Source organism: Paenibacillus sp. 1001270B_150601_E10 (assembly GCF_015558675.1).
Taxonomy (GTDB): Bacteria; Bacillota; Bacilli; order Paenibacillales; family Paenibacillaceae; genus Paenibacillus_B.
On sequence record NZ_JADMOL010000004.1, the window covers coordinates 223,628 to 244,957 of the forward strand.

A 21,330-nucleotide genomic window follows, 5' to 3' on the forward strand; every position below is an offset into this window, starting at 1 on the left:
AAGAAAGAGGAGGAGTAAGGATGGCTACGGATAACGAGCTGCGTGAAAGCGTGGTAGCCGCCGCAGAGGCGTTTGCAAAGTCTGAGCTGGAGCACGACCCGACGGGCCATGATTGGTGGCACGTCTATCGCGTGGTGAAGATGGCGGAGCATCTCGCGCTTCAGGAAGGAGCCGAAGTTGCCTTGTGCAAACTGGCGGCGGCGCTGCATGACGTCGCGGATGAGAAGCTGAACGATTCGAAGGAAGCGGGGCTTGCCAAGGTAGGAGAGTGGCTCTCACAGCAGCCGCTATCAGAGAATGAGCAGGCGCATATCATGGAGATTATCTCAACGATGTCCTATGCTGCCGGCAAGAACCCGCCGATGCGAACACTTGAAGGCCAAATCGTTCAGGATGCGGATCGGCTTGATGCGATCGGGGCAATCGCGATTGCACGGACCTTTTTGTATGCAGGCTGGAAGGGCGATCCGATTCATGATCCGACCTTGCCGATACGCGAATCCATGACGATCGAGCAGTACCGAGGAGAGAAGAGTACCGCAATCAACCATTTCTATGAAAAGCTGTTAAAGCTGAAGGATAAGTTGAACACGCCCACTGCGAAGCAGCTTGGCGAGGAGAGGCACCGATATATGAAGGGCTACCTGGAGCAATTCAAGCGGGAGTGGGAAGGAGAAGTCTGAGGGATCCCGCTGATCCCTATACCCAAGTATCAGTAGGAATTGACCGATTACAAAATGAGATTGAAGAGATAGTCAATCTAAGAAAGAATAGTAGGCCGTTTTGAATCTTAGAAGTTTACTTTTACCCCTCGTGTAATATAGAGGGGTTATTTCATATTAGAATGCAGCATGTATAAATAGAAGACAGCAAGTTTGGTCTCCTGCTATTATGCAATATCTCGCAATAACGCGAATTTCCCGCCATGGTGGCGCCTTTTTACTAGCGATTACAACTTCATCTACTTAGAGCTGCTTGTATATGTTTCATATGAAAGAGTCCTTCTTATGGCTTGACTGGCGGCTCAATGAGATTCAGGTATTGCGAGAGCTGATAGAGCGCATGGACGCCGCGAAACTGCGCCTGGCTTCGTTCATTCAGATGCTTAAGGGATATTTGCGCGGCCTGCTTCACTTGATCGACATGCTGATGATCGAGCTCGCTCAGCACATCTTTGATCACATCCAACGACCATACAGACAGCCGCAACGTGCGAATAAGCAGGATCTGTCGCACATGAACGGCGTTAAACTTCCGGTAGCGATTGTCTTCCTCCCGATTCAGGCTTAGCAAGCCTTGTTTCTCCCAATAACGAATGGCAGAGGTCGGGACACCCGTCTCGCGCGAGACTTCGCCAATGGTCATCCAAGTGCGTGAGCGATGAGAGGGCAGCTGCTCCAAGGCTTGATTCTCCAGCATCTGAAGCGTGCGATCCGTCATGAGCTTGTCCTGATGAAGCTCAGCTTGCACCGCATGTATGCGCCATAGGACGGTATCGATCTCCCCTCGATGAATATAGGGCATCATCTCAGCTGTAAACTTCATGCCAAAGCCCTGCGACATCCACCAGATGCATTCAAAATAATAAACATGCTCTTCGGTATAAATGCGATAGCCGTTTGCTCCCCGCTTAATAGGGGGGACGAGCCCGTGCGCTTCATAATTTCGCAGGGTGGCAGTGCTGATGCCAAGTCGAGCTGCAATATCGATTGGACGAATGGGTTTCATGACTTCCCTCCGTTAAAAGCTTGTGTATAAACATTATGATCCTATTTAAGGTTTAGTCAATAGAATGCCTGTAAACAAAGGATAATAACAGCTAAACCTTAAGACTTGCATTAATGTAGTATGATAAGGGTCTAATTCGATAAAGTTGCAAAATGGTCTACGAGAGATGACCGCTTCACGCATTGTGACGCTCTACGCACATTTCACGCTTTAGACTTCCGCAACACCATTTAAGGAGGGATAGCCTTGTTTGAGACCATTAAGATTAAAGGGGCAAGAGAGCACAATCTGAAGAACATTACACTTGAGATTCCAAAGCATAAGCTGGTTGTGCTGACCGGGCCATCTGGTTCTGGAAAATCCACATTAGCGATGGAGACCTTGCAGAAGGAGTGTCAACGGCAGTACATGGAGTCGATGGGCATGATTACCGACTCATTCACGAAGCCGAAGGTGGACTCTATTACAGGTCTTTCTCCTTCGATTAGTGTTGGCCAGCATGTCACCAATCGCAATCCGCGCTCGACGGTGGGGACGGTTACGGATATTCATTCCTTCTTAAGATACGTGTACTCACGAATCGGGAAGCGCCCATGTCCGACTTGTGGAGAGATGGTAGAGCAGGCAGCGGATATTGGCGTTGATCAGGGGATGAATGAGGAGGAAGAACGGGAAGGCCTCGTGCCCTGTCCTTCATGCAGTACTTCACTCCCGAAGCTTACAATGCGTCACTTTTCCTTTAATACACCCGAGGGGGCTTGTGCACACTGTGCTGGGTTGGGTGAAGTGGCAACCTTGAACGTAGAAGCGGTGTTTGATCAAGACAAAAGCTTTCGCGAAGGCGGCGTTGTATTCTTGAACGAAGGCCTGATCGAGTATTACGGCAATGTGCTGGCAGCAGCAGGAAAGTATTATGGTTTTGAATTTGATCTTAACCTTCCACTTGAAAAATATACAAACGCAGCAAGAGATCTTCTTTACTACGGTGCAGAAAGCGAGGAATTTTCCCGTCACTATCCGGATGTTCAACCTCCAAAGACCGTCTCCAAAGGAAAGTTCGAAGGGATCATCACTGGCATGTGGCGCAGATTCAAGGATAAGGATGGGGACGCTGCAGGAGCTTCCTACGGGCACTCCGGCACCTTTTTTACCCAGCAGACCTGTGAGGTTTGTCAAGGAAAGAGGCTGAACGAGGAAAGCCGATCCGTTCAGGTATACGGAGCTTCTATCGCTGATTTATCCAGCTGGTCGCTCTCGGATGTTCATGAGTGGATGACCAAGCTGACAAGCCAGCTGAATGAGCAGGAGCGCATCCTCCTTGAGCCGGTCATGGAGGATTTGCCGAGCCGCATCGAGCGAATTGTCAATGTAGGGCTAAGCTATCTGTCCTTAGACCGACAAACGATTACCTTGTCAGGAGGCGAAGCACAGCGCTTAAGACTTGCAACGCTGCTTGGTTCAGGGTTAACCGGCGTGCTGTACGTATTGGACGAGCCGTCGCGAGGACTTCACCCGAAGGATACCGAAGGACTTATTCTTGTGCTGAAGCAGCTTCGAGATCTAGGCAATACGGTACTCGTGATTGAGCATGATCCAGAAATGATGCGTGCTGCTGACCATGTCATCGACATGGGGCCAGAAGCCGGAAGCCGAGGCGGAATGGTAGTTGGCGAAGGCACTTTGGAGGAGCTGAAGGCCATTCCAGAATCCGTCACCGGAGCTTATTTAAGAGCTGAAGAGCTTCCCGCTTCTCCACGCAAGCGAAGGAAAGGGAATGGAAGCACGCTGACGATTCGAAATGCACATCTCCGCAATTTGCGGAATATCGATGTCAGCTTTCCATTGGGTGCCCTGTCCTCGGTAACAGGGGTATCCGGCTCCGGCAAATCAACGCTCATGTTTGATCTGCTTGCTGAAGGCGGAATTGAGCATGCCAAGCGTCCTGGGTGTGACCGGATTGACGGCTTGGAGCATATTGAAGAGCTGATTCTTGCCGATCAATCTCCGATTGGACGCATGCAGCGTTCGAATGTGGCGACGTATACCGATGTATTTACCCAGCTCCGGAACCTATTTGCAGGTCAGCCGGAAGCCAAGAAGCAGAAGCTTACTTCAAAGCATTTCTCCTTCAACACAGCTGGCGGGCGCTGCGAGAACTGTCAGGGACTCGGCGTCGTAACGCTTGATATGAATTTCCTTCCAGATATGGAGGTTACCTGTACAGTATGCCATGGACGCCGCTTCAAAGAGGAAGTGTTGGCGGTTACGTATCAAGGTAATTCGATCTCCGATCTGTTGGACATGTCGATTGAGGAAAGCCTTGAAGTATTCGCTTCGGAAAAGAAGATTGCCAGCATGATCGAGCTGCTGTGCGAGGTCGGACTCGGATACTTGAATTGGGGGCAATCGGTGCGAACGCTCTCAGGCGGAGAAGGGCAGCGTTTGAAGCTGGCGAAGGAGCTTAGCAAGCGAACGAAGAAGCATACGCTGTATTTGCTGGATGAACCGTCGACAGGGCTCCACCCGAAGGATGCGGAGCGGCTGCTGGTGCTGCTGCAGAAGCTGGTGGATGCGGACAATACTGTTATCCTTGTCGAGCACAATATGGATCTGGTTCGCGAGTCCGACTGGGTTGTTGATCTTGGACCAGAAGGCGGCGAAGCGGGCGGACAGCTGATGGCTATGGGAACGCCGGAGCAAGTGGCGGAGGTTCAAGCTTCACATACGGGACGGTTCTTAAAGGCTGCGTTAAACTAAAAAGTTTTCTACTGAAGATCAAAAAGGGGCAGTCGGAAGACTGTCCCTTTTTAACGTTATCGTGATAAAGCAAAAATGATCAATGATCTCCATATCATCAATGGCAACTAAGTGTTATGAGTAATAAACTGCTGGATGGTGTGTTTATACGTCTCATAATCGACTTTGATAGAAGCGCCATGGTTGGCTTGAGCCGGGAAATACTCCTCATAGCGAGCGTTGTTCCTGTTGCTCTGCTTGCTAAGGATAAGCATTTCGGTTGTTTCTTTAAACGGCACCAAAGTATCGGATTGTCCGTGAATAAATAAAACAGGCAATGTTGTCGTACTCATCGCATTTACGGCAGACACCGATGTTAGGACGTCACGGTCCTTCTCGGACAGCTCATATCGTTCATTAAAAACATGGAGAAAGCGATCGAATAAATAATCAATGTCTTTCTCGTTGATCGGGACATTAAGGTTCACTCCTGCAAGGTTGCGCTTGAACTTGAACGCACCGCCTTGGCCTTCCAGCTTCGTTAAGATAGAGTTCTTCAAATGATGGAACGGGATATTAAGGTCAGCATAGCCGCAATCTTCAATTAGTAGCTTCACATTCGAAGGCAAGGGTTCGCCTGCTGCCATCATCATGGTAGCGGCCCCCATGGATCCGCCGTGCAAATAGATCTCTGCGTCCGGACCAATCCTCTCGATGACCTGTTGAATCCAGCCATGCTCATTCGTGTAATCCTTCTTTTCCTGCAGGCCAAATGAGATGAAATTCCCCTCGCTCTTGCCATGCGCTCTTGCATCTGGCAGCAGGACATTATAGCCAAGATCGTAATACATCTTCCCCCAAGCGCCATATTTATCGCCGCTCAGTCCAAACCCATGCGCAATAATGACGGTCTTGTTTGTTTCCTGCTTATTCTTTAGGTAGTAGGCATTCAATGTTATGGAATGATTGATCTCTTTGGCTGATGTTCCTTCGCCTAGATAATAGGTTTCCGTTGTTGATTGCGACCAGTTTACAACGTTTCCCTGTGCAATTTGCTCTTCAAACCACTTCTGACCGTCGTTAAAAATCTGGTAGTCTTTGCCCTCTTCAGGGGTTGCAAATCCTGTTTCAGCCTTTGGCAGCAGCCTTTGCTTTAATTCATTGCCTTCTTTGGATAGGATAATGGCGTTAATTCTATTGGATACGACATAGAGACCGTATTTTTTAAATCCGATGAGCAATGTGACAAACAATATTCCGACGCAGATCAAGATGATGAAGATCCTTCTCAAAACAGCATCCTTCCAATCTTTATCTTTTCTCTCCAAAATCTAGCTTCCCCTATTATAAAGTAGAAACTTTCATTCTATCAAATCATCCATATGATGAGAGATAGAGCAATCATGGCTAGACTACCCATACGCGGCCTGAGAGAAGGAACTAAATGGGGGAAGATCCGTATTAATAGCTATATTTAAAGCGATGGAATGGGATCATGATATAGATGACTATCCGATATACATAAATATATATCCCTAAGGAGAGATTGCGTTGGAAAAGGACAAGCAGATTCGGATATTTGATAAACAGGCGGCTCAATATGATAAACGCAGAGAAGACCCGCTGCAGCGAAAATGGAGAGAGAAGCTTATAAGCACGGCCGAAGGCAAGGTGCTGGAAGTGGCAGTCGGTGCTGGGGCCAACTTTCCATACTATCCCGCTTCAGTATCGGTTACGGCTACAGACTTTAGCGAAGCCATGCTCACAAAGGCAAGACGTGCTGCATCCGCCTATCGTTCGGATGTAAGCTTTATTTGTTCAGACACAGAGGAATTGGCATTCGAGGCTCATTCCTTTGATACGGTGATCTCAACCCTATCGATGTGCAGTTATCCGAATCCGATAAAGGTGCTTCATAATATGCGGCGTTGGTGCAAGCCAGGTGGAAGGCTGCTCCTGATGGAGCACGGCATAAGCTCAAAACAAGCGGTATCCGTGATACAAAAGACACTGAATCCACTGCTGTATCGTTATACGGGCTGTCATCATACACGTGATGTGATGGGCATGATGCATGAAGCAGGGATTACGATTGAGCGGGAAGAGCGCTACTGGCTCGGTATGGTTCACCTAATCTGGGCGAGGCCTTGATGAAATAAGGTCGCGCAATCGGGAATAAATAAATACGAGGTTCTTAAAACAATCGTTGTATCGTGTGAAAGGCTTCATTTTTCATTTGGCATAGAGATGAGTATAATGACTTCTATACCTTTCGTGAAATGACATAAAGGGGGCTTCATGTCAAAACAAAAATGGATTATCAGCCTCATTGTTCTGATTAGCGTATTCGGCTTTGTTCTGTTTCAATTCCTGTCTTCAACCTTTGCAGTAGGCCGGCTGGTTGATGAATTGGAAGCGGGAACAGGGCGTCCCGATGAACAGAACGTGTCTATGAAGCACGTTGTGCTCATTGCACAGGAACTGGATAACCCGTTCTGGAGAACGATTGAGCAGGGAACGAAGGAAGCAGCAGCTCAGTCTCATATGGAGATCGAGTATGCAGGTCCGATACGCATCAATCCGGAAGAGCAGCTTAATCTGCTGGAAAAAGCGATTGCATCAAAGCCGGATGCGATTCTGACGCAAGGCATGAATGATCATAAATATAACGAGCTTGTCAGCAAGGCCATTGACCAGGGCATACCCGTGGTTACGGTGGACTCCGATGCTCCGAACAGCCGCAGGTTTGCGTATGTCGGAACGGATAATCTTGAGGCGGGCAAGCGAATGGGAGAGCTCGTTGTGACTCGTGCCAAGGCGCACGGGAAGATTGGCGTCATCATTGGCAGTGAGCAAGCAAATAATCAGAAGCTCCGGCTGGAGGGCTTCATGTCGGTGATGGAGGAGCATCCGGACTATGAAGTCGTGGAAGTGCGTTCTTCAAATATATCTCGAATTGAAGCAGCGAGGCAGGCGCAGGCGATGCTCCGCGAGCACCCGGATCTAACCGCAATGATCGGCTTCAGCGCATGGGATGCAGCCGGTATGGTAGAAGCTATGCAAACCGAGCAGCATGGGAGCGTAACGGTATTTGGCTTTGATGATGTTGAGGCTACACAGCGAGCTATCCAGGAGGGGGCAGTGGAGGCGTCTCTTGTGCAGCAGCCGCATGAGATTGGCGCGAAAGCGGTGAGCTTGCTTCAGCTGATCTTTGAGGACAAGCCATTCCCGGTGAAGCAATTTACGAGTACAAAGGTAATTGGTCCATGATGAATATACGCACCAAGCTATTGATCTTTATTCCGGCGCTGCTCATTTTAAGCAACGGCGTTTCTTTTTTTATTTTTCAAAGCGGGAAGACAGTTCAGCAGAGCTATAACATCATGCTTGAGCGGGTACTGCTGTACAAGGAAATCGCCGCTCAGACGGACCGCAATTTGCGTTCGCTGAATTACTACTTGCTGGACCAAAGCGAGCCGTCAAAAGAGGCCTATCTGCGCGAGCAGCAAAGCATGATGAAGCTGAACGATACTTTGGCGGTACAGCAAACGAGTCCGGCTGCGAATCTCTTTGTCCGCAATTATCGTCACTTGCTGAATACCTTTGTAGAGCAGGAAGCGGCTGTGCTTGAGGCAAGATCCGAGCCTAACACGTTGAATTATGTACCGCTGGTTGAGGAGCTTGAAGCAACCGCAGGGTTTATTCGGGATGAGGGCCACCAATTGATTGATACGGAGCTCCGCTATTATCAGCCGTTCTATCGGCAGATCTTTATCCACACAGAAGCGATGTACCGCTACGGAGCGATCATTTTTATCGTAAACACGCTGATCAGTGTCGTTGTGGCTTACTGGATCTCACTAGGCATCTCGAAGCCGATTCAGCAATTGGTTCGGATGGCACGCTCCATCTCTCGTGGAAATTTGCAATCCAAGGCTCCTGCGTTTCATGCCAAGCATGAATTTACTGAATTGACGGAAGCCTTTTCACGCATGCAGGCAGATCTTCAGCAGCTTATGGAGAAGGAAAAAGCAAGCTTAGAGAAGGATCGACAGTTAAAGGAACTGGAACTTCGAGCACTTCAGAATCAGATGAATCCGCATTTTCTATTTAATTCCTTGAACGTTCTCTCCAAGCTGGCATTGCTAGAAGGGGCGGAACGAACGAGCGACCTGACGGTGTCGATGTCCAATCTGCTGCGGTACAACCTCCGCAAGCTGGATCAGCCGGTTCGCTTAAGGGATGAAGTTGAGCAGGCGAAGGAATATTTCACCCTTCAGCAGGCGAGATTTCGCGAGCGGATTCAATTTGTGACCCATATCGATGAGGCTGCCCTAGAGGTGTTCATGCCGGTGCTTACCTTGCAGCCGATCTTGGAAAATGTATTTGTCCATGGTATCGAGGGGATGGAATCGGGGGCGATTGTGACCCTGTCCATCGAGCGGCTGAAGGAGGTTGTCCTGATCACGATCGAAGATAATGGGGTCGGGATGAGTAAGGAGACTCGCAAGGCCCTCTTGCGAACAGATGCAGGAGCGCCTTCTGCACGACAAGGCGGACAATCCACAGGACTTGGAACGTACAACGTGTTCAGAAGACTGGAGCTCTTTTACGAGAAAGAGCATCTTGTAGATATTCAGAGCGAGCCCGGACAAGGAACAAAGGTAATGATTCGGATACCGCTTAGTGGAAAGGAGGAGCTGCATGTATCGATTGCTGATCGCTGATGATGAGGCCTTGGAAAGGGAAGGGCTCGAGTGGATCATTACGAGGATGATGCCCGACACCTTTCACATTATCCATGCAAGCAATGGGCGCGAGGCCATCCAGAAGGCAGACGAGTACCGGCCGCATATCGTCATGATGGACGTTCAGATGCCGGGCATTCAGGGGTTGGATGCTTTACAGGAGATCAAAGCGCATAATCCCATGGTTAAAATGGTGCTTGTCACCGCCTATCAATACTTTGACTATGCACAGCAGGCGCTCACCTTAGGGGTAAAGGAGTATTTGGTGAAGCCCGCTAAGCGTGAACGCATCGTGTCTGTGCTTCAGCGTCTGGTCGATGAGATAAAGGAAGAAAAGGCAACGCGGAATGAGCAGCTTGCGATTCGGGACAAGTATTTGCAGCTTCTCCCGCTTGCGGAAACGGAGCTCGCGCTGGCCTTTATGTCCGATCATGCGCATCCGGATGATGTGGAGCATCTATTGGAACTGCTAGGGGTGTCGATGGATCAAGGAAGCGCGCTTGTCATCGCGATGAAATCCCCATCATCAAACGCGCTGCAGCAATTGCAGGAACGAAAGAAGCCTATCGTGGACGCTGCAAAGGGTCTATTCAGCGAGCAGGTGAAGGAGAAATACAGATGGATGGTCAGCCCGCTGATTCATGAGCATATCGTCGTTTTTGTATTTGCGGAACAGTTGGACGAAGCGGGCCTTTTGCTTGAGGAACTAAGGGGCATTGGAGCAGAATTAATCCAGGTGCTGGGGCAGCGGTTTGAGATCAGCGTCTCCATCGGAATTGGCACGCTGCAATGCGGCCTTGCAGGAATGCGCAGGTCTTATGATGAGGCCGTATTTGCGTCCACCTATCCGGGGAGTTGGGGAAGCCTTTGTGCTTTCGAGGATTTAAAGCACCCTACTGAAGAGGCATTTCAGTTGTATATGAGGAAGTCAGCAGAGGAGGAACCTACTGAGCGCACGTATGTGGAGCTAGCAATCAAGCGAATCCGTGAAGAGCGGGAGCAGCAGACGCATAATGTGGTGGACCGCGCCGCTTCGTATATACAGGAACGGTTCCATGAGGAGCTGTCACTGGAAGAGGTGGCGGAGCAGGTGCACTTGAATCCGCATTATTTCAGCAAGGTATTCAAGCAGCAGACCGGTGAGACCTTCATTGATTACGTTACGAGGCTCCGAATTGATAAGGCGCGGGAGCTTATCACGGAAGGCCAATTAAGTCTTAAGGAAGTCTGCTATATGGTCGGGTATAAGGACCCGAATTATTTTAGCCGTGTATTCAAAAAGGTTACAGGCGTTACGCCAACGGAGTACCGTACACGATAAACGAAGTCCATGTCTAATTCTTTAGATATGGACTTTTTTGTGCTGCATGTCAAGATTGTGCTAGTTTGTGTGCAATGTTTGGAAACGCCTTCGTTCGGGAACGATATTATGCTGATGATCCTCAAGGAAGTGAAGGATACAGCAGTCATGCAAGGACAAGTTGAATGCTATAATGAGACTCGTCTTCATGATAACACTCACGAAGGAGTGCAAACGAATGGATAAACAACATGGCGAACACAATCAGATAAATATGAAGTATGTAACGCTAGTGTCAATCGTAGCTGCGCTTGGCGGCCTGCTGTTTGGATTTGATACGGCTGTTGTCTCAGGTGCAATCGGTTTCATGAAAGAGAAATTCGGCTTGAATGAATTTCAGGTGGGCTGGGCTGTATCCAGTCTAATCGTAGGCTGTATTGTAGGCGCGGCGCTCACCGGAATCGTGGCCGATAAGTTTGGTCGAAAAAAGGTATTGATAGCTGCAGCGCTGCTGTTCATCATCGGAACATTAGGTTCTGCGATTCCCTCTACTTTCTCCATGTATATCGTTGCGAGGATGATTGGCGGACTTGGAATTGGGATTACATCTACGCTATGTCCGCTGTATAATGCGGAGATCGCTCCTGCCAAGTATCGCGGACGCTTAGTAGCGTTGAACCAGCTCGCCGTTGTAACCGGTATCTTCGTCGTTTACTTTATAAACATGGGCATTGCCAGTATGGGCGACCATGCTTGGGGTGTTGAGAATGCGTGGCGTTGGATGTTTGGCGTTGGCGTTATTCCAGGTGTCATCTTCTTGTTGCTGCTTTTCTTTGTGCCAGAAAGCCCAAGATGGCTCATTACACAGGGAAGACCTGCAGATTCTCTTCCGATCTTGGTCAAAATTCATGGCGAGGAGCTGGCAAGACAAGAGGTACTTGATATCAAGGAGTCCTTCAAGGAGAAGCAGGGCTCGCTTCGCGACTTATTTAAGCCAGGATTGCGGCTTGCTCTCATTGTCGGCGTCATGCTGGCTGTGCTTCAGCAGGTAACAGGCATTAACGCCGTCATGTACTATGCTCCTGAGATCTTTAAGCAAGCAGGCGCTGGAACGAACGGTGCGCTCGTACAGACGATCATGGTTGGATTTATCAACTTTGTCTTTACGATTCTAGCACTATGGCTGATTGACCGAGTGGGACGCAAAGCGCTGCTGCTTGTAGGCTCTTCCCTGATGGCAATATGCCTGCTGATCATCGGGTTTGCCTTCCAGACCGGACAAACCTCCGGGCTATTGATCCTGATTAGTATTCTTGTATACGTGGCAGCCTTCGCCATCTCGCTTGGACCTGTGGTATGGGTCATTATGTCCGAGATCTTCCCGAACCATATTCGAGGCAAGGCAACCGCGATCGCTTCCATGATGCTTTGGCTGGCTGACTATGTTGTGTCTCAGTCTTTCCCGCCGTTGCTGTCTTCTGCTGGACCTGCGTTTACGTTCTGGATCTTTGGCGCGCTGGCGTTGTTTACGTTCTTCTTTACATGGAGAGTTGTCCCAGAGACAAAGGGCAAATCGCTAGAGCAAATCGAAGAAATGTGGTCCGCGAAGCAGGCCTAGCTTAACAGTGCATCAGTCAGGTTTTTAGCTATATGGATAAGACTTTGGTAATGTCGGCGGGGCAGAAAGCATCATCATTCTGAATTTTATAGGGTGAAGATGGTAGCTTTCCTGTATCGTTTTTGGTAAATCACCTTACTCTTTTTGATCGTGAAGCATGATTCCGTGTTTATAAGCAACCACTCCTTCTGTTATACAGTAGGGGTGGTTTTTTTGCCTAGGCATGTGGATGTTTGATTTTTTTATGCTCTTCTTCACCTGAATCGTATACCTGTATTTGTTTTTTGTGGATGGTAAGGACGATAAGGAATTAAATTTTTTTGTTGATGCTTATCTATGACTCCCGTGAACGCTTAGACATTTATCTACGGCATAGAAAAGGGAGCTTTGATTTAATTTAGCAAATGGGTAGATGGATTGATGGTGATCTACCAATGGGTAATGGATAGGCTACTCCTGACTCAATCTTTTTCAAAATATCGGCCTGATGTGTCACAAAAAGGATCCCACCGCAGTCTTAGAGGTGAAATCAAAAAAACATGAGGTGAATCAAAATGAACTTGCGTATTAATTGGAGATCCGCAAATACCTCCGCCTTTCATGCCATGCTGGCTCTAGACAAACACGTGAATCCCACAGTCGATGATGTGCTTCACGAATTGATTAAGATTCGAGCTTCACAGATGAATGGCTGTGCGTTCTGCATCGACATGCATACGACGGATCTTATGAAAATGGGAGATCATACCATGCGAATCATGCACCTAAGCGTCTGGCGCGAATCCCCGCTTTTTACAGCGAAAGAAAAGGCCGTGCTTGAGCTTACCGAGTACGTGACAAAGATAGCTGATTCAGGCGTGCCTGACGATGTCTATGAAAGAGTAAGGGAGCACTTCAATGAGAAGGAATATGTAGATCTCGTCATGGCGATTCTGACGATCAACGGCTGGAACCGCATTGCGCTTGCCACTGGCATGTATCCAGGCTGCTTTGATAAGTGATTGCGAATTGAAGATGTCTTTAAAAGCTGTCGAGAAGGGTCTCGGCAGCTTTTTTTTATTGGATGTGCAGAGAAGTTGAGATATGACTGTATTTCAATTCGTGATCCTTGCGGTTATGGACGGGATGATCCCATAGGTCTTATTTTATCTCCGCTGAGGCTTATTTCTGAACTGTATGCGATGGTTATAGGAAGAAGGTTGTCATTCTTTCACGGGCTTCAGTCTGTTTACATTCAGCATTTGCTGCTTCAACCTTGCAGGATATCTCCCGTTATCTTTCCTTTTAAAAAACAATAAAAAAACTAGCAATAAATTAAAAAAGAAAAGTGAAAATACTATAAACCAAACATATGTTCGCCGTTTTATACTGATAACGTGGACATCGTGAGTACAGAGGTACAGCCTCAGAGCTTCAAATAAGATCGATTCGAGAGTCGATCTTTGTATTCAAATGATGAAGAAGCTCAGGCGACTCTACTTATTACACCAAACCTGAAGCAAGCCATTTCAACGGCACATATAAGGCTCGTGAAAGGGGGGGTGTAGAAAGATTGAGAATCGCTGGAAGGAGAGGTGGTGCACTCTTGCTCAGATCTTTAGCCAAGGCGTCTTTGGCAGGGGGCTTAGGCAGCAGAAAGGAGATGAGGAACACCTTGATTGGCCAAGGAATCGTAAACGGCATCGTATCGAGTCTTCAAGCAACGCTCGCAGATGTTCCCGTTTACACCGAAGCAGTCGGACAGGAAATGGCCAAGCCATATTTATTGGTAAAGCTACAATCCGTCTCACATGATCAGCGCATGAATGGCCGATTCGCCCGCGCTTATGCGTTCGATATCGAAGTTCACAGTGAAACCTATGCCAAGGCCTATGAATGGCTGGAGCAGATGCTGGAAGTGCTGGTTGAAATCGAAGCTGAGGATGGGCCGCTGCGCGGTACAGACGTAAAGGCTGAGATGAAGGAAGGGGTATTGCATGTCAATGTGAGCTATGTCGTTCAGCTAATGAAGCAAGCAACGAAGCCGCCATACATGCATCAGCTTGAGCAGCGCGGACTTGTCGCGCAAGGAGGATAAGCATGAAGGAGTCACACATGATGAACGAACCCATCGTTCAACCAAGTCGTGATCAAGTTGAGGGAGGACAGATGGCGTCTCCTCGATTCACGAAGGATCAATTCCTGCGCTCAACGCGCTACAGCGGAGCCGAGAAGGATGTACTTAGTGTCATCCTGCAGAAGGAAGAGACATACAGTCTCAAGCAAATTGAAGAACAATTCACACAATTTATTATGAGGGAGGTCCAATAATGGCAGGAGGAACATGGACAGTTCAGAACAAGGTACGCCCAGGCGTATATATTAATTTTCAATCAGAAGGCGGTGCAGTAGGCAGCGTCAGCGATCGGGGGATCGTAACCTTCCCGATGCTTGCAGATTGGGGTACAGCACGCGAGGTTATTGCTGTTGATGCAGAAACAAAATTTGAACAGGTGCTTGGCTATCCACTAAGCCATCCACGCATGCTGCTCGTTCGCGAAGCATTGAAGCGCGCACAGCAAGTGCTGCTGTATCGAGTGAATGAGGGTACGAAGGCTAAGGTAACAGCTGAGACATTTACGGCTACAGCCAAACATGGCGGGGTGCGAGGCAATGACATCAAGATCGTGATCCAGCCTAACATCGATAACGCAAATCAATTTGACATTCAAACCATTGTAGATGGCCGCGTAAAGGATACGCAAACGGTAACAGACGGCACAGAACTTACAGCTAATGATTGGGTGACTTTCGAAGCGACGACATTGACGGCTACGGCGGGACTCAGTCTTGCTGGCGGTGACAATGGTACAGCAACCAATGGCGACTACAGCGATTATCTCACGATGATCGAACGTCATGAATTCCATACCCTTGCTTTGCCAAGTGAGGACGAGAGCCTTAAGGGCCTAGTGAGCGCATTTGTGAAACGTCTGCGCGATCAAGAAGGCAAGAAAGTACAGATCGTGGTGGCAAATGCAGCAGTTGCCGATCACGAAGGCATCATTAATGTGAAAAACGGTGTCGTTCTAGCAGATGGCACACGTATTGAGGCAGCACAAGCAACGGTGTGGGTAGCAGCCGCGACTGCAGGCGCAGGCGTGAACGAATCGTTGACATACCAAGCGTACGATGACGCTGTAGATGTAACAGTGCGATATACGAACAGCGAGGTTGAAGCTGCGCTTAAGAAAGGCGAGTTCGTCTTTGTTCACAATAAAGGCCGTGCACTCGTTGAGCAGGATATTAACTCGCTCGTCACCTTTACACCGGAGAAGACAAAAGCATTCTCCAAGAACCGCGTCGTTCGCGTACTGGACAGCATTGCGAATGATCTGAAGCAGATCTTTGATTCCAGCTACATTGGCAAAGTGAACAACAATCAGGATGGGCGCAATTTGTTCAAGTCCGAGATTATTCAATACTTGAATCAGCTGCAGGGCATTGCTGCTATCCAAGAGTTTGACCCGCAGCAGGATGTAACTGTCCTAGCAGGTAATGACTCAGATGCTGTGTACTGCGAGCTGAATGTGAAGCCAGTAGATGCAGTAGAGAAAATTTACATGAAAGTGTCGATTCGATAAGGAGGGGTTCAAATGGCATATTTGAAGGCAAGAGATACAATTAGCGGTCAAGAGGGCCGTGCATATTTGCAAATTAATGGTCAGCAAGAGGAAATGTTCTATATCAAAACGCTGGAAGCTTCTATTGAGAAGAGCAAGGCGGAAGTAAAAACACTCGGCAAGCGCGGTACACAGCATAAGTCTACGGGCTGGTCGGGAACTGGCAGCATGACCATTTATTATGTAACAACAAAGTTCCGTAAATTGATGATGGATTATATTAAAGATGGTGTGGATACGTACTTTGACATCATGGTTGTCAATGAAGATCCTTCTTCTACCATTGGCAGACAGTCAGTCGTATTGCATGGTGTGAATTTGGACTCTGTCATCATGGCCAAGCTTGATACCGAAAGTGAAGCGATGGAAGAGGAAACGAACTTCACGTTTGAAGACATTTCGATTCTAGAAGACTTTGTTAATCCAGTATTGGGAGGTTAAGCATCATGAGTGATTTGAGTTTGTTTTTTGCAGACGCAGCGGCAGCTGAGTTGACCGATGAAGTGGTGATTTCGACTCGTTTTAAAGAAAAGGACGGTCAGCCTGTCAAATGGAAGCTTCGTGCGATTACAGAGGAGATCAACGCAGAGATTAAAAAGGCGTGCACGAAGAAGGACAAGAAGGGCCGCATCGAATTCGACAACAACGAATATTTGACGAAGGTTGCGGTAGAGGGAACGGTGTTCCCAAATCTAAAGGACGCCAAGCTTCAGCAGTCCTATGGCGTGCTTGGAGCAGACGCTTTGCTCAAAAAGATGCTGCTTGCCGGTGAATTCTCCTTGCTTGCAGAGAAGGTCAGCGATCTTAGCGGCTTCAACCTTTCTCTTCAAGATCAAGTTGAAGAAGCAAAAAACTAATCGAGGGGGGCGACGCAGAGGCGAACTACGCCTACTACGCCCTCCACAAGCTCCGAATCATGCCGTGGGAATTTGCAGAGCTGAGCCAGCGGCAAAAGGCGTTCCTCATCGCATCGATTGATGTGAGATTGAAAGCTGAGAAGGAGCAGGAAGACAAGATGAAGCGATCAAGCAAGCGCAGATAGCAGGCTTGATCGTGAAAAAATAAGTGATTGGATGATAAAGGCACTTCTTCAAGGAGTGCCTTTGTTGTTTTGTTCATGAAGGAAAGTGGGTGAATGAATGTCAGAAATGTCAATTGTCCCATACACTGGAAACGGTTCGCTTCAGATTATTGATCCAAATCCAATTCAAAGATCTTTGCAATTAGTTGAGAAAATGAACCAATCAACAGCTCATATGAGATTGCTTTTTATGGGGGTAGTCAATATTTTTCCCACCATTAACAATCACATTATTGATATGAGCAACAGTCAAGATAAAGTGAATGAGAAGGTAGAAGAGGGTGAAAAAAAAGCTAGCGGATTTGGGGCAGCTTTGAAATTAGCTCAAGCAGGCATGAAACAATTAGTAGCCGCATCTGGTACCGTTGCTGGCATGATGGCACAAGCTGAAACGTTGCAGGAGATGAATACAAGGTTATCTTTATTCAATGATGGAACGCAGACGAATGCTGAACTCCAAAAGAAAGTATTTGATGTGGCACAGCGAACAGGTCAATCTTACGGTGATACCGTTGGAATTATGAACAAGATCGGTGTGGGTGCAAATAAATTGTTCGGCAGCAATGACGCACAGCTTCAATTTATTGAAAGCTTCAATCAAGCGCTGAGTCTTAGTGGTTCGAATGCAAGTCAATCGGAAGCCGCGGTTAGCCAATTAGCTACTGCATTCTCAAGCGGGACGATGAAGGGGGATGGACTGACTTCTTTAGCAGAAAATGCACCAATGGCATTAAAGGCCCTCTCTGATGGCTTGGGTGTTAGTCAAGCAAAGCTAATGGAGATGGCTGATCAAGGGCAGCTGACTGCAGAACAAATCGTTCAAGCGTTTGCTAATCAGAAAGGGTCTCTTAACAGCGCATTTAATGAGATGCCTGCAACTTTTAGCGGAAGCATGACCCAGCTACAAAACATATGGGGACAGTGGCTATTAGGCCTTAATCAGGCAGATGGTCCTTTCCAAGCCATTATTCAACGAATGCAGGAGCTGATCATGTGGCTGCAGACACCGGCGGGCATTGATTTTATGAATCAGTTAGCCTCAATGGCTGGTTTCCTTATCAATATTTTCCTCGGCGTTGCGGATGTTGTGGGCGGAGTAGCTAGAGTTATTGCTGAGAACTTCAATATTGTCCTACCCATTTTAGGAGCTGTTATTGCAGGTTTTCTCATTTACAAAGCAGTTATTATGGCCACTAATGTAGCTTCTCAGATTATGGTAGCTATTGAAAATATTAAGGCAGCAGTGACAAGGGGAGTAGCGGCTGCACAAGCCGTACTCAATGCCGTGATGGCGGCGAATCCCATCCTGTTAATCGTTATGCTGGTCGTTGCCCTAATTGGAGCATTCGTTCTTCTATGGAATACAAATGATGCTTTTGCAGCAGCAATGATGAGAGCTTGGAATGCTGTTCTTAACTTCTTTGATCAAGCATGGATCTTTATTATGAAGGGCTTTTATGGCTTGCTCAATTTCTTTGATACCGTCAAGTTAGGAATTGCGCTATTGTTTGAAGCAATCATTAATGATGGAATCAATATGATTAATGATTTTATTAATTTGCTTAATAAAATTCCTGGAGTTGCAATAGATGTGATTCCTCAATATGTGGGGAAATCTGCTGAAATTGCGGCTGAAAATGCCCAAAAACAACAGGAGCGGAGTGCCAAAATCGGTGAAATGGAGCAAAAGGCAGAAGCCAATAGAGTCGATCGTGAAGCGAAAGTCGAGAAAATGAAAAATGATCGTGCTGCTGCTAAAGCAAAAGAAGAAGCCGACAAAAAGCTGGCAGATATGAATAAGCTGAGTCCTGGAGGCCAGCAGGGAGACCTTTGGAATAAGTGGGAAAAGGGGGCTTCCCCTATAAAACCTGCTGGAACCGGAGGAGGCATCGGCCTTGGAGCTGGTATTGGTGGAGCAGGGGCTTCGGCCTCAGCTTCAGCAATTGCAGAAGGCGGAAATCTAAATAATATCAATAAGATCGGTGAAGTTGGCAAGGTCAGCGAAACGGTTGATATTTCAAGCGAAGATCTTAAGACGATGCGTGAACTTGCAGAGATGAAGAGTATTCAGAACTTTGTTACCTTAACGCCTCAAGTATCATTAACCACGGGGGATATTAATAGCGGCTATGACTTTGAGACGGTCGTGCAGCGATTAGCGAACACGCTGGAAGAAGAGATGGTCGGTGCAGCAGAGGGGGTATTTGTATGATTATGAAAGGCGGTAACATTCCAGCAGCTGCGGCTTACAAGCAACCGAGAAAGCATGAGATAGCCAAGCTTCTTAAGGAGTTTAGAATGTGGCTGTCCTACAACAACCAGGAGGAAGTGCTTCTATTTCCCGTAAATCCTTCTCAAATTGAAATCACCGGAGGAAATGATACCTCCACATATGAGATTTCGAAGCTAGGCCAGATTGCGACCATTAAGTCACCTAAGCTACGAACATTTTCATTTGAGAGTGAGTTTCCTAAGCAATCCGTTCATTATCAGGTCTGGGAAGAGATTTTAGCTCCACGTTATTGTATTGAGAGAATCGAGAAATGGATGACAAAGAAGCGCCCGCTTCGCTTTACGATGGTAGGAGATATGTTCAACCTCAACTTTCCAGTAACTATCAAAAATTTTACCTATAGTCAAGAAGCAGGGCATGATTGTGTCTATTTCAAGCTGGATTTGGAAGAATACCGGTTCTATGCGGCTAGGAGGGTCATACTGAATGCTAATCGTAAACCTGGAAAATAAAGATGGAATCATCTGGGATATTACGGAGATTGTTAGCAGCTTAACGTGGAAAACGGAGCGAAGCGGCAAGGCCGGGGTAGCCAAGTTTGACCTTACTATGACAGGAATCTATCAAAGCAAAGATTTTAAGCTGGAGGAGGGTGCCGCAATACGATGCACCTGGAAGACTTCTCCGGTATTCTATGGCTATATTTTTAGCATAAGCAAGAAAATGGATGGTTCTGTCTCCATCACGGCCTACGATCAGCTTCGTTATTTTGATATGACGGATACCTATATTATTGAAAAGAAAATGACCGCCGCTGCACTTCTAAAGAAGATCGCCAATGATTATGGGTTGAAAACAGGCATGATTGCTGACACAAAGTATCCGCTGCCTGATGCTATTCATGATAAAAAGAAGCTGTACGATATTATCTGCACAGCTTTGGATCAGACCTATATGGCGAAGTATGGCATGTTTATTATGTATGATGATTTTGGCTCCATTGCGCTCAAAAATATTCACCAAATGGCCTTGTTAAGTGTTATCGGAGATAAAAGCCTATTAACTGATTTCTCCTATGAGAGCTCCATTGATAAAGAAACCTACAACATTGTTCAATTTATTCAAGAGAACAAGGAGAAGGGGACTCGCAGGGTATTCACAAGAACGGATCCTGACAACATCCGCAAGTGGGGGAATCTCAAATATTACAAGTCCATTGATGAAAAGCTGAATGATGGTCAGATTAAAGACATTCTAAACGCAACTTTTGAGCTGTACAATCGGAAGACGGAAACGTTAAAGCTGGATTCATTAGGAGACCTCAATATTCGCGCAGGCTGCTTTATATGGCTTGAAATTGAAGATCTCCAATTAAGCCAATACATGCTTGTAGAAAGCTGCGAGCATAAATTTTCGGGAGATGAGCATACGATGAGCTTAACGATGAGGGTGGTGAGAAATGATGCTGTCAACAGCAATTAAGAAGATTGCGTTAAATACTACAAATGCATCTGCACCCGTAAGCATTATATATGGGGTTGTGCTTCAATCACAGCCTTTACAAATTCAAGTCGATCAACGCTTCACGCTGAGTGAGGCGTTTTTAGTTTTGCCAGAGAGTCTGATAAGAAAAGAGCTTGATCTGACGACAGGTGAAGTAACAAGCGGGAGTGACTCTTCGGGTTCTAGCGGTTCTAGTGAAGCTAGCGAAAGCACGGGTAAGAAAGCGGTCTTGCAAGAAGGACTTCAGCCAGGAGACCAAGTCATTCTAATGCGCGTTCAAGGCGGACAAAGCTATCTGGTGCTGGATAAGGTGGTGAGTTCATGATTCCACAAGGCGCAAGGCTGCTTCCTGACATGGAACAAGAACTTAGTCCGATGGCATCTTACACATATGCGCTGGACCTTGAGCGTAACCGTTTTATTGGCATGACGGATGGCTTGGCTGCTTTAAAGCAGGCGGTATACAAGATTCTATCTACAGAAAAAGCATACTATCCGATTTATAGCGACGAATATGGGATTCATGCGAGAAGTTTAATTGGCCAAGATCCAATCCTCGTGCGAGCAGAGTTGGAGTATCGAATTAAAGAGGCGCTGCTTATGGATGACCGTATCCTTGATGTACAACATTATGCGCTGAGCTACGACAAGGACAGTGCAACGCTGTCTTTTACCGTCGTCAGCACATTAGGAGATATTGAAATACAGGAGGTGATGTAAC

Annotated in this window: 21 protein-coding genes; 19 read left to right on the plus strand and 2 right to left on the minus strand. The window is 47.3% G+C overall.

Annotated features, from left to right (window positions below):
* Positions 1 to 20 precede the first annotated feature (20 nt).
* The gene (locus I2H74_RS12250; RefSeq protein WP_195574255.1) at positions 21 to 683 is read left to right on the plus strand and encodes an HD domain-containing protein; all 663 of its coding nucleotides are present in this window, start codon (positions 21 to 23) and stop codon (positions 681 to 683) included.
* A 322-nt stretch (positions 684 to 1,005) separates the two neighbouring features.
* Here the strand turns inward: I2H74_RS12250 and I2H74_RS12255 are convergent, their stop codons facing one another.
* The gene (locus I2H74_RS12255) at positions 1,006 to 1,728 is read right to left on the minus strand and encodes a MerR family transcriptional regulator (RefSeq protein ID WP_195574256.1); all 723 of its coding nucleotides are present in this window, start codon (positions 1,726 to 1,728) and stop codon (positions 1,006 to 1,008) included.
* Between the two features lie 246 nt (positions 1,729 to 1,974).
* Between I2H74_RS12255 and uvrA the strand changes: the two genes are divergently transcribed.
* Positions 1,975 to 4,485 (plus strand): excinuclease ABC subunit UvrA, encoded by a 2,511-nt coding sequence (gene uvrA, locus I2H74_RS12260; RefSeq protein ID WP_195574257.1) that lies wholly within the window; start codon positions 1,975 to 1,977, stop codon positions 4,483 to 4,485.
* Positions 4,486 to 4,592: 107 nt separating this feature from the next.
* On the opposite strand, the gene I2H74_RS12265 is transcribed toward uvrA, so the two are convergent.
* Entirely contained in the window at positions 4,593 to 5,792 is a 1,200-nt protein-coding gene (locus tag I2H74_RS12265; RefSeq protein ID WP_229106602.1) for an alpha/beta hydrolase, read from the minus strand.
* A gap of 223 nt (positions 5,793 to 6,015) precedes the next feature.
* On the opposite strand from I2H74_RS12265, the gene I2H74_RS12270 reads away from it, so the two are divergent.
* The 17 genes from I2H74_RS12270 to I2H74_RS12345 all read left to right on the plus strand — a co-directional run bounded on the left by I2H74_RS12270 (position 6,016) and on the right by I2H74_RS12345 (position 21,329).
* Positions 6,016 to 6,615, plus strand: a complete 600-nt coding sequence (locus I2H74_RS12270; RefSeq protein WP_195574258.1) for a class I SAM-dependent methyltransferase — start codon at positions 6,016 to 6,018, stop codon at positions 6,613 to 6,615.
* A 147-nt stretch (positions 6,616 to 6,762) separates the two neighbouring features.
* Entirely contained in the window at positions 6,763 to 7,734 is a 972-nt protein-coding gene (locus tag I2H74_RS12275) for a sugar-binding protein (protein WP_195574259.1), read from the plus strand.
* Positions 7,731 to 9,191: a sensor histidine kinase gene (locus I2H74_RS12280; RefSeq protein ID WP_229106603.1), complete on the plus strand. Its 1,461-nt coding sequence runs from the start codon at positions 7,731 to 7,733 to the stop codon at positions 9,189 to 9,191. The genes I2H74_RS12275 and I2H74_RS12280 overlap by 4 nt, the downstream gene beginning before the upstream one ends.
* Entirely contained in the window at positions 9,169 to 10,533 is a 1,365-nt protein-coding gene (locus I2H74_RS12285; RefSeq protein WP_195574260.1) for an AraC family transcriptional regulator, read from the plus strand. The genes I2H74_RS12280 and I2H74_RS12285 overlap by 23 nt, the downstream gene beginning before the upstream one ends.
* 217 nt (positions 10,534 to 10,750) lie before the next feature.
* On the plus strand, positions 10,751 to 12,130 hold the full coding sequence (locus I2H74_RS12290; RefSeq protein ID WP_195574261.1) for a sugar porter family MFS transporter: 1,380 nt from the start codon (positions 10,751 to 10,753) through the stop codon (positions 12,128 to 12,130).
* A 554-nt stretch (positions 12,131 to 12,684) separates the two neighbouring features.
* On the plus strand, positions 12,685 to 13,131 hold the full coding sequence (locus tag I2H74_RS12295; RefSeq protein WP_195574262.1) for a carboxymuconolactone decarboxylase family protein: 447 nt from the start codon (positions 12,685 to 12,687) through the stop codon (positions 13,129 to 13,131).
* Between the two features lie 584 nt (positions 13,132 to 13,715).
* Positions 13,716 to 14,207 (plus strand): phage tail terminator family protein, encoded by a 492-nt coding sequence (locus I2H74_RS12300; RefSeq protein ID WP_195574263.1) that lies wholly within the window; start codon positions 13,716 to 13,718, stop codon positions 14,205 to 14,207.
* A gap of 2 nt (positions 14,208 to 14,209) precedes the next feature.
* Entirely contained in the window at positions 14,210 to 14,440 is a 231-nt protein-coding gene (locus I2H74_RS12305; RefSeq protein ID WP_195574264.1) for a hypothetical protein, read from the plus strand.
* On the plus strand, positions 14,440 to 15,753 hold the full coding sequence (locus tag I2H74_RS12310; RefSeq protein ID WP_195574265.1) for a phage tail sheath family protein: 1,314 nt from the start codon (positions 14,440 to 14,442) through the stop codon (positions 15,751 to 15,753). Before I2H74_RS12305 ends, I2H74_RS12310 begins: the two co-directional genes overlap by 1 nt.
* A 12-nt stretch (positions 15,754 to 15,765) precedes the next feature.
* Positions 15,766 to 16,233 carry a phage tail tube protein gene (locus tag I2H74_RS12315; RefSeq protein ID WP_195574266.1) on the plus strand — a complete coding sequence of 156 codons (468 nt, stop codon included), beginning with the start codon at positions 15,766 to 15,768 and terminating at the stop codon, positions 16,231 to 16,233.
* A 5-nt stretch (positions 16,234 to 16,238) separates the two neighbouring features.
* Entirely contained in the window at positions 16,239 to 16,649 is a 411-nt protein-coding gene (locus I2H74_RS12320) for a phage tail assembly chaperone (protein WP_195574267.1), read from the plus strand.
* 59 nt (positions 16,650 to 16,708) lie between these two features.
* On the plus strand, positions 16,709 to 16,834 hold the full coding sequence (locus I2H74_RS25005; protein ID WP_267490734.1) for a hypothetical protein: 126 nt from the start codon (positions 16,709 to 16,711) through the stop codon (positions 16,832 to 16,834).
* Positions 16,835 to 16,931: 97 nt separating this feature from the next.
* Entirely contained in the window at positions 16,932 to 19,085 is a 2,154-nt protein-coding gene (locus I2H74_RS12325; protein ID WP_195574268.1) for a tape measure protein, read from the plus strand.
* Positions 19,082 to 19,618, plus strand: coding sequence for a hypothetical protein (locus tag I2H74_RS12330; RefSeq protein WP_195574269.1), 537 nt, complete (start codon positions 19,082 to 19,084; stop codon positions 19,616 to 19,618). Before I2H74_RS12325 ends, I2H74_RS12330 begins: the two co-directional genes overlap by 4 nt.
* Complete coding sequence (locus I2H74_RS12335) at positions 19,593 to 20,588, plus strand: XkdQ/YqbQ family protein (protein ID WP_195574270.1); 996 nt, start codon at positions 19,593 to 19,595, stop codon at positions 20,586 to 20,588. Before I2H74_RS12330 ends, I2H74_RS12335 begins: the two co-directional genes overlap by 26 nt.
* On the plus strand, positions 20,566 to 20,934 hold the full coding sequence (locus I2H74_RS12340) for a DUF2577 domain-containing protein (protein WP_195574271.1): 369 nt from the start codon (positions 20,566 to 20,568) through the stop codon (positions 20,932 to 20,934). The genes I2H74_RS12335 and I2H74_RS12340 overlap by 23 nt, the downstream gene beginning before the upstream one ends.
* Positions 20,931 to 21,329 carry a DUF2634 domain-containing protein gene (locus I2H74_RS12345; protein WP_195574272.1) on the plus strand — a complete coding sequence of 133 codons (399 nt, stop codon included), beginning with the start codon at positions 20,931 to 20,933 and terminating at the stop codon, positions 21,327 to 21,329. Before I2H74_RS12340 ends, I2H74_RS12345 begins: the two co-directional genes overlap by 4 nt.
* Position 21,330 lies beyond the last annotated feature (1 nt).

Excerpts from the sequence above, each read along its gene's own strand:
- I2H74_RS12250 (WP_195574255.1), top strand. The coding sequence starts at position 21 with ATGGCTACGGATAACGAGCTGCGTGAAAGCGTGGTAGCCGCCGCAGAG.
- I2H74_RS12255 (WP_195574256.1), bottom strand. The coding sequence starts at position 1,728 with ATGAAACCCATTCGTCCAATCGATATTGCAGCTCGACTTGGCATCAGC.
- I2H74_RS12275 (WP_195574259.1), top strand. The coding sequence starts at position 6,763 with ATGTCAAAACAAAAATGGATTATCAGCCTCATTGTTCTGATTAGCGTA.
- I2H74_RS12280 (WP_229106603.1), top strand. The coding sequence starts at position 7,731 with ATGATGAATATACGCACCAAGCTATTGATCTTTATTCCGGCGCTGCTC.
- I2H74_RS12285 (WP_195574260.1), top strand. The coding sequence starts at position 9,169 with ATGTATCGATTGCTGATCGCTGATGATGAGGCCTTGGAAAGGGAAGGG.
- I2H74_RS12290 (WP_195574261.1), top strand. The coding sequence starts at position 10,751 with ATGGATAAACAACATGGCGAACACAATCAGATAAATATGAAGTATGTA.
- I2H74_RS12295 (WP_195574262.1), top strand. The coding sequence starts at position 12,685 with ATGAACTTGCGTATTAATTGGAGATCCGCAAATACCTCCGCCTTTCAT.
- I2H74_RS12305 (WP_195574264.1), top strand. The coding sequence starts at position 14,210 with ATGAAGGAGTCACACATGATGAACGAACCCATCGTTCAACCAAGTCGT.
- I2H74_RS12310 (WP_195574265.1), top strand. The coding sequence starts at position 14,440 with ATGGCAGGAGGAACATGGACAGTTCAGAACAAGGTACGCCCAGGCGTA.
- I2H74_RS12315 (WP_195574266.1), top strand. The coding sequence starts at position 15,766 with ATGGCATATTTGAAGGCAAGAGATACAATTAGCGGTCAAGAGGGCCGT.
- I2H74_RS12320 (WP_195574267.1), top strand. The coding sequence starts at position 16,239 with ATGAGTGATTTGAGTTTGTTTTTTGCAGACGCAGCGGCAGCTGAGTTG.
- I2H74_RS25005 (WP_267490734.1), top strand. The coding sequence starts at position 16,709 with ATGCCGTGGGAATTTGCAGAGCTGAGCCAGCGGCAAAAGGCGTTCCTC.
- I2H74_RS12325 (WP_195574268.1), top strand. The coding sequence starts at position 16,932 with ATGTCAGAAATGTCAATTGTCCCATACACTGGAAACGGTTCGCTTCAG.
- I2H74_RS12330 (WP_195574269.1), top strand. The coding sequence starts at position 19,082 with ATGATTATGAAAGGCGGTAACATTCCAGCAGCTGCGGCTTACAAGCAA.
- I2H74_RS12335 (WP_195574270.1), top strand. The coding sequence starts at position 19,593 with ATGCTAATCGTAAACCTGGAAAATAAAGATGGAATCATCTGGGATATT.
- I2H74_RS12340 (WP_195574271.1), top strand. The coding sequence starts at position 20,566 with ATGATGCTGTCAACAGCAATTAAGAAGATTGCGTTAAATACTACAAAT.
- I2H74_RS12345 (WP_195574272.1), top strand. The coding sequence starts at position 20,931 with ATGATTCCACAAGGCGCAAGGCTGCTTCCTGACATGGAACAAGAACTT.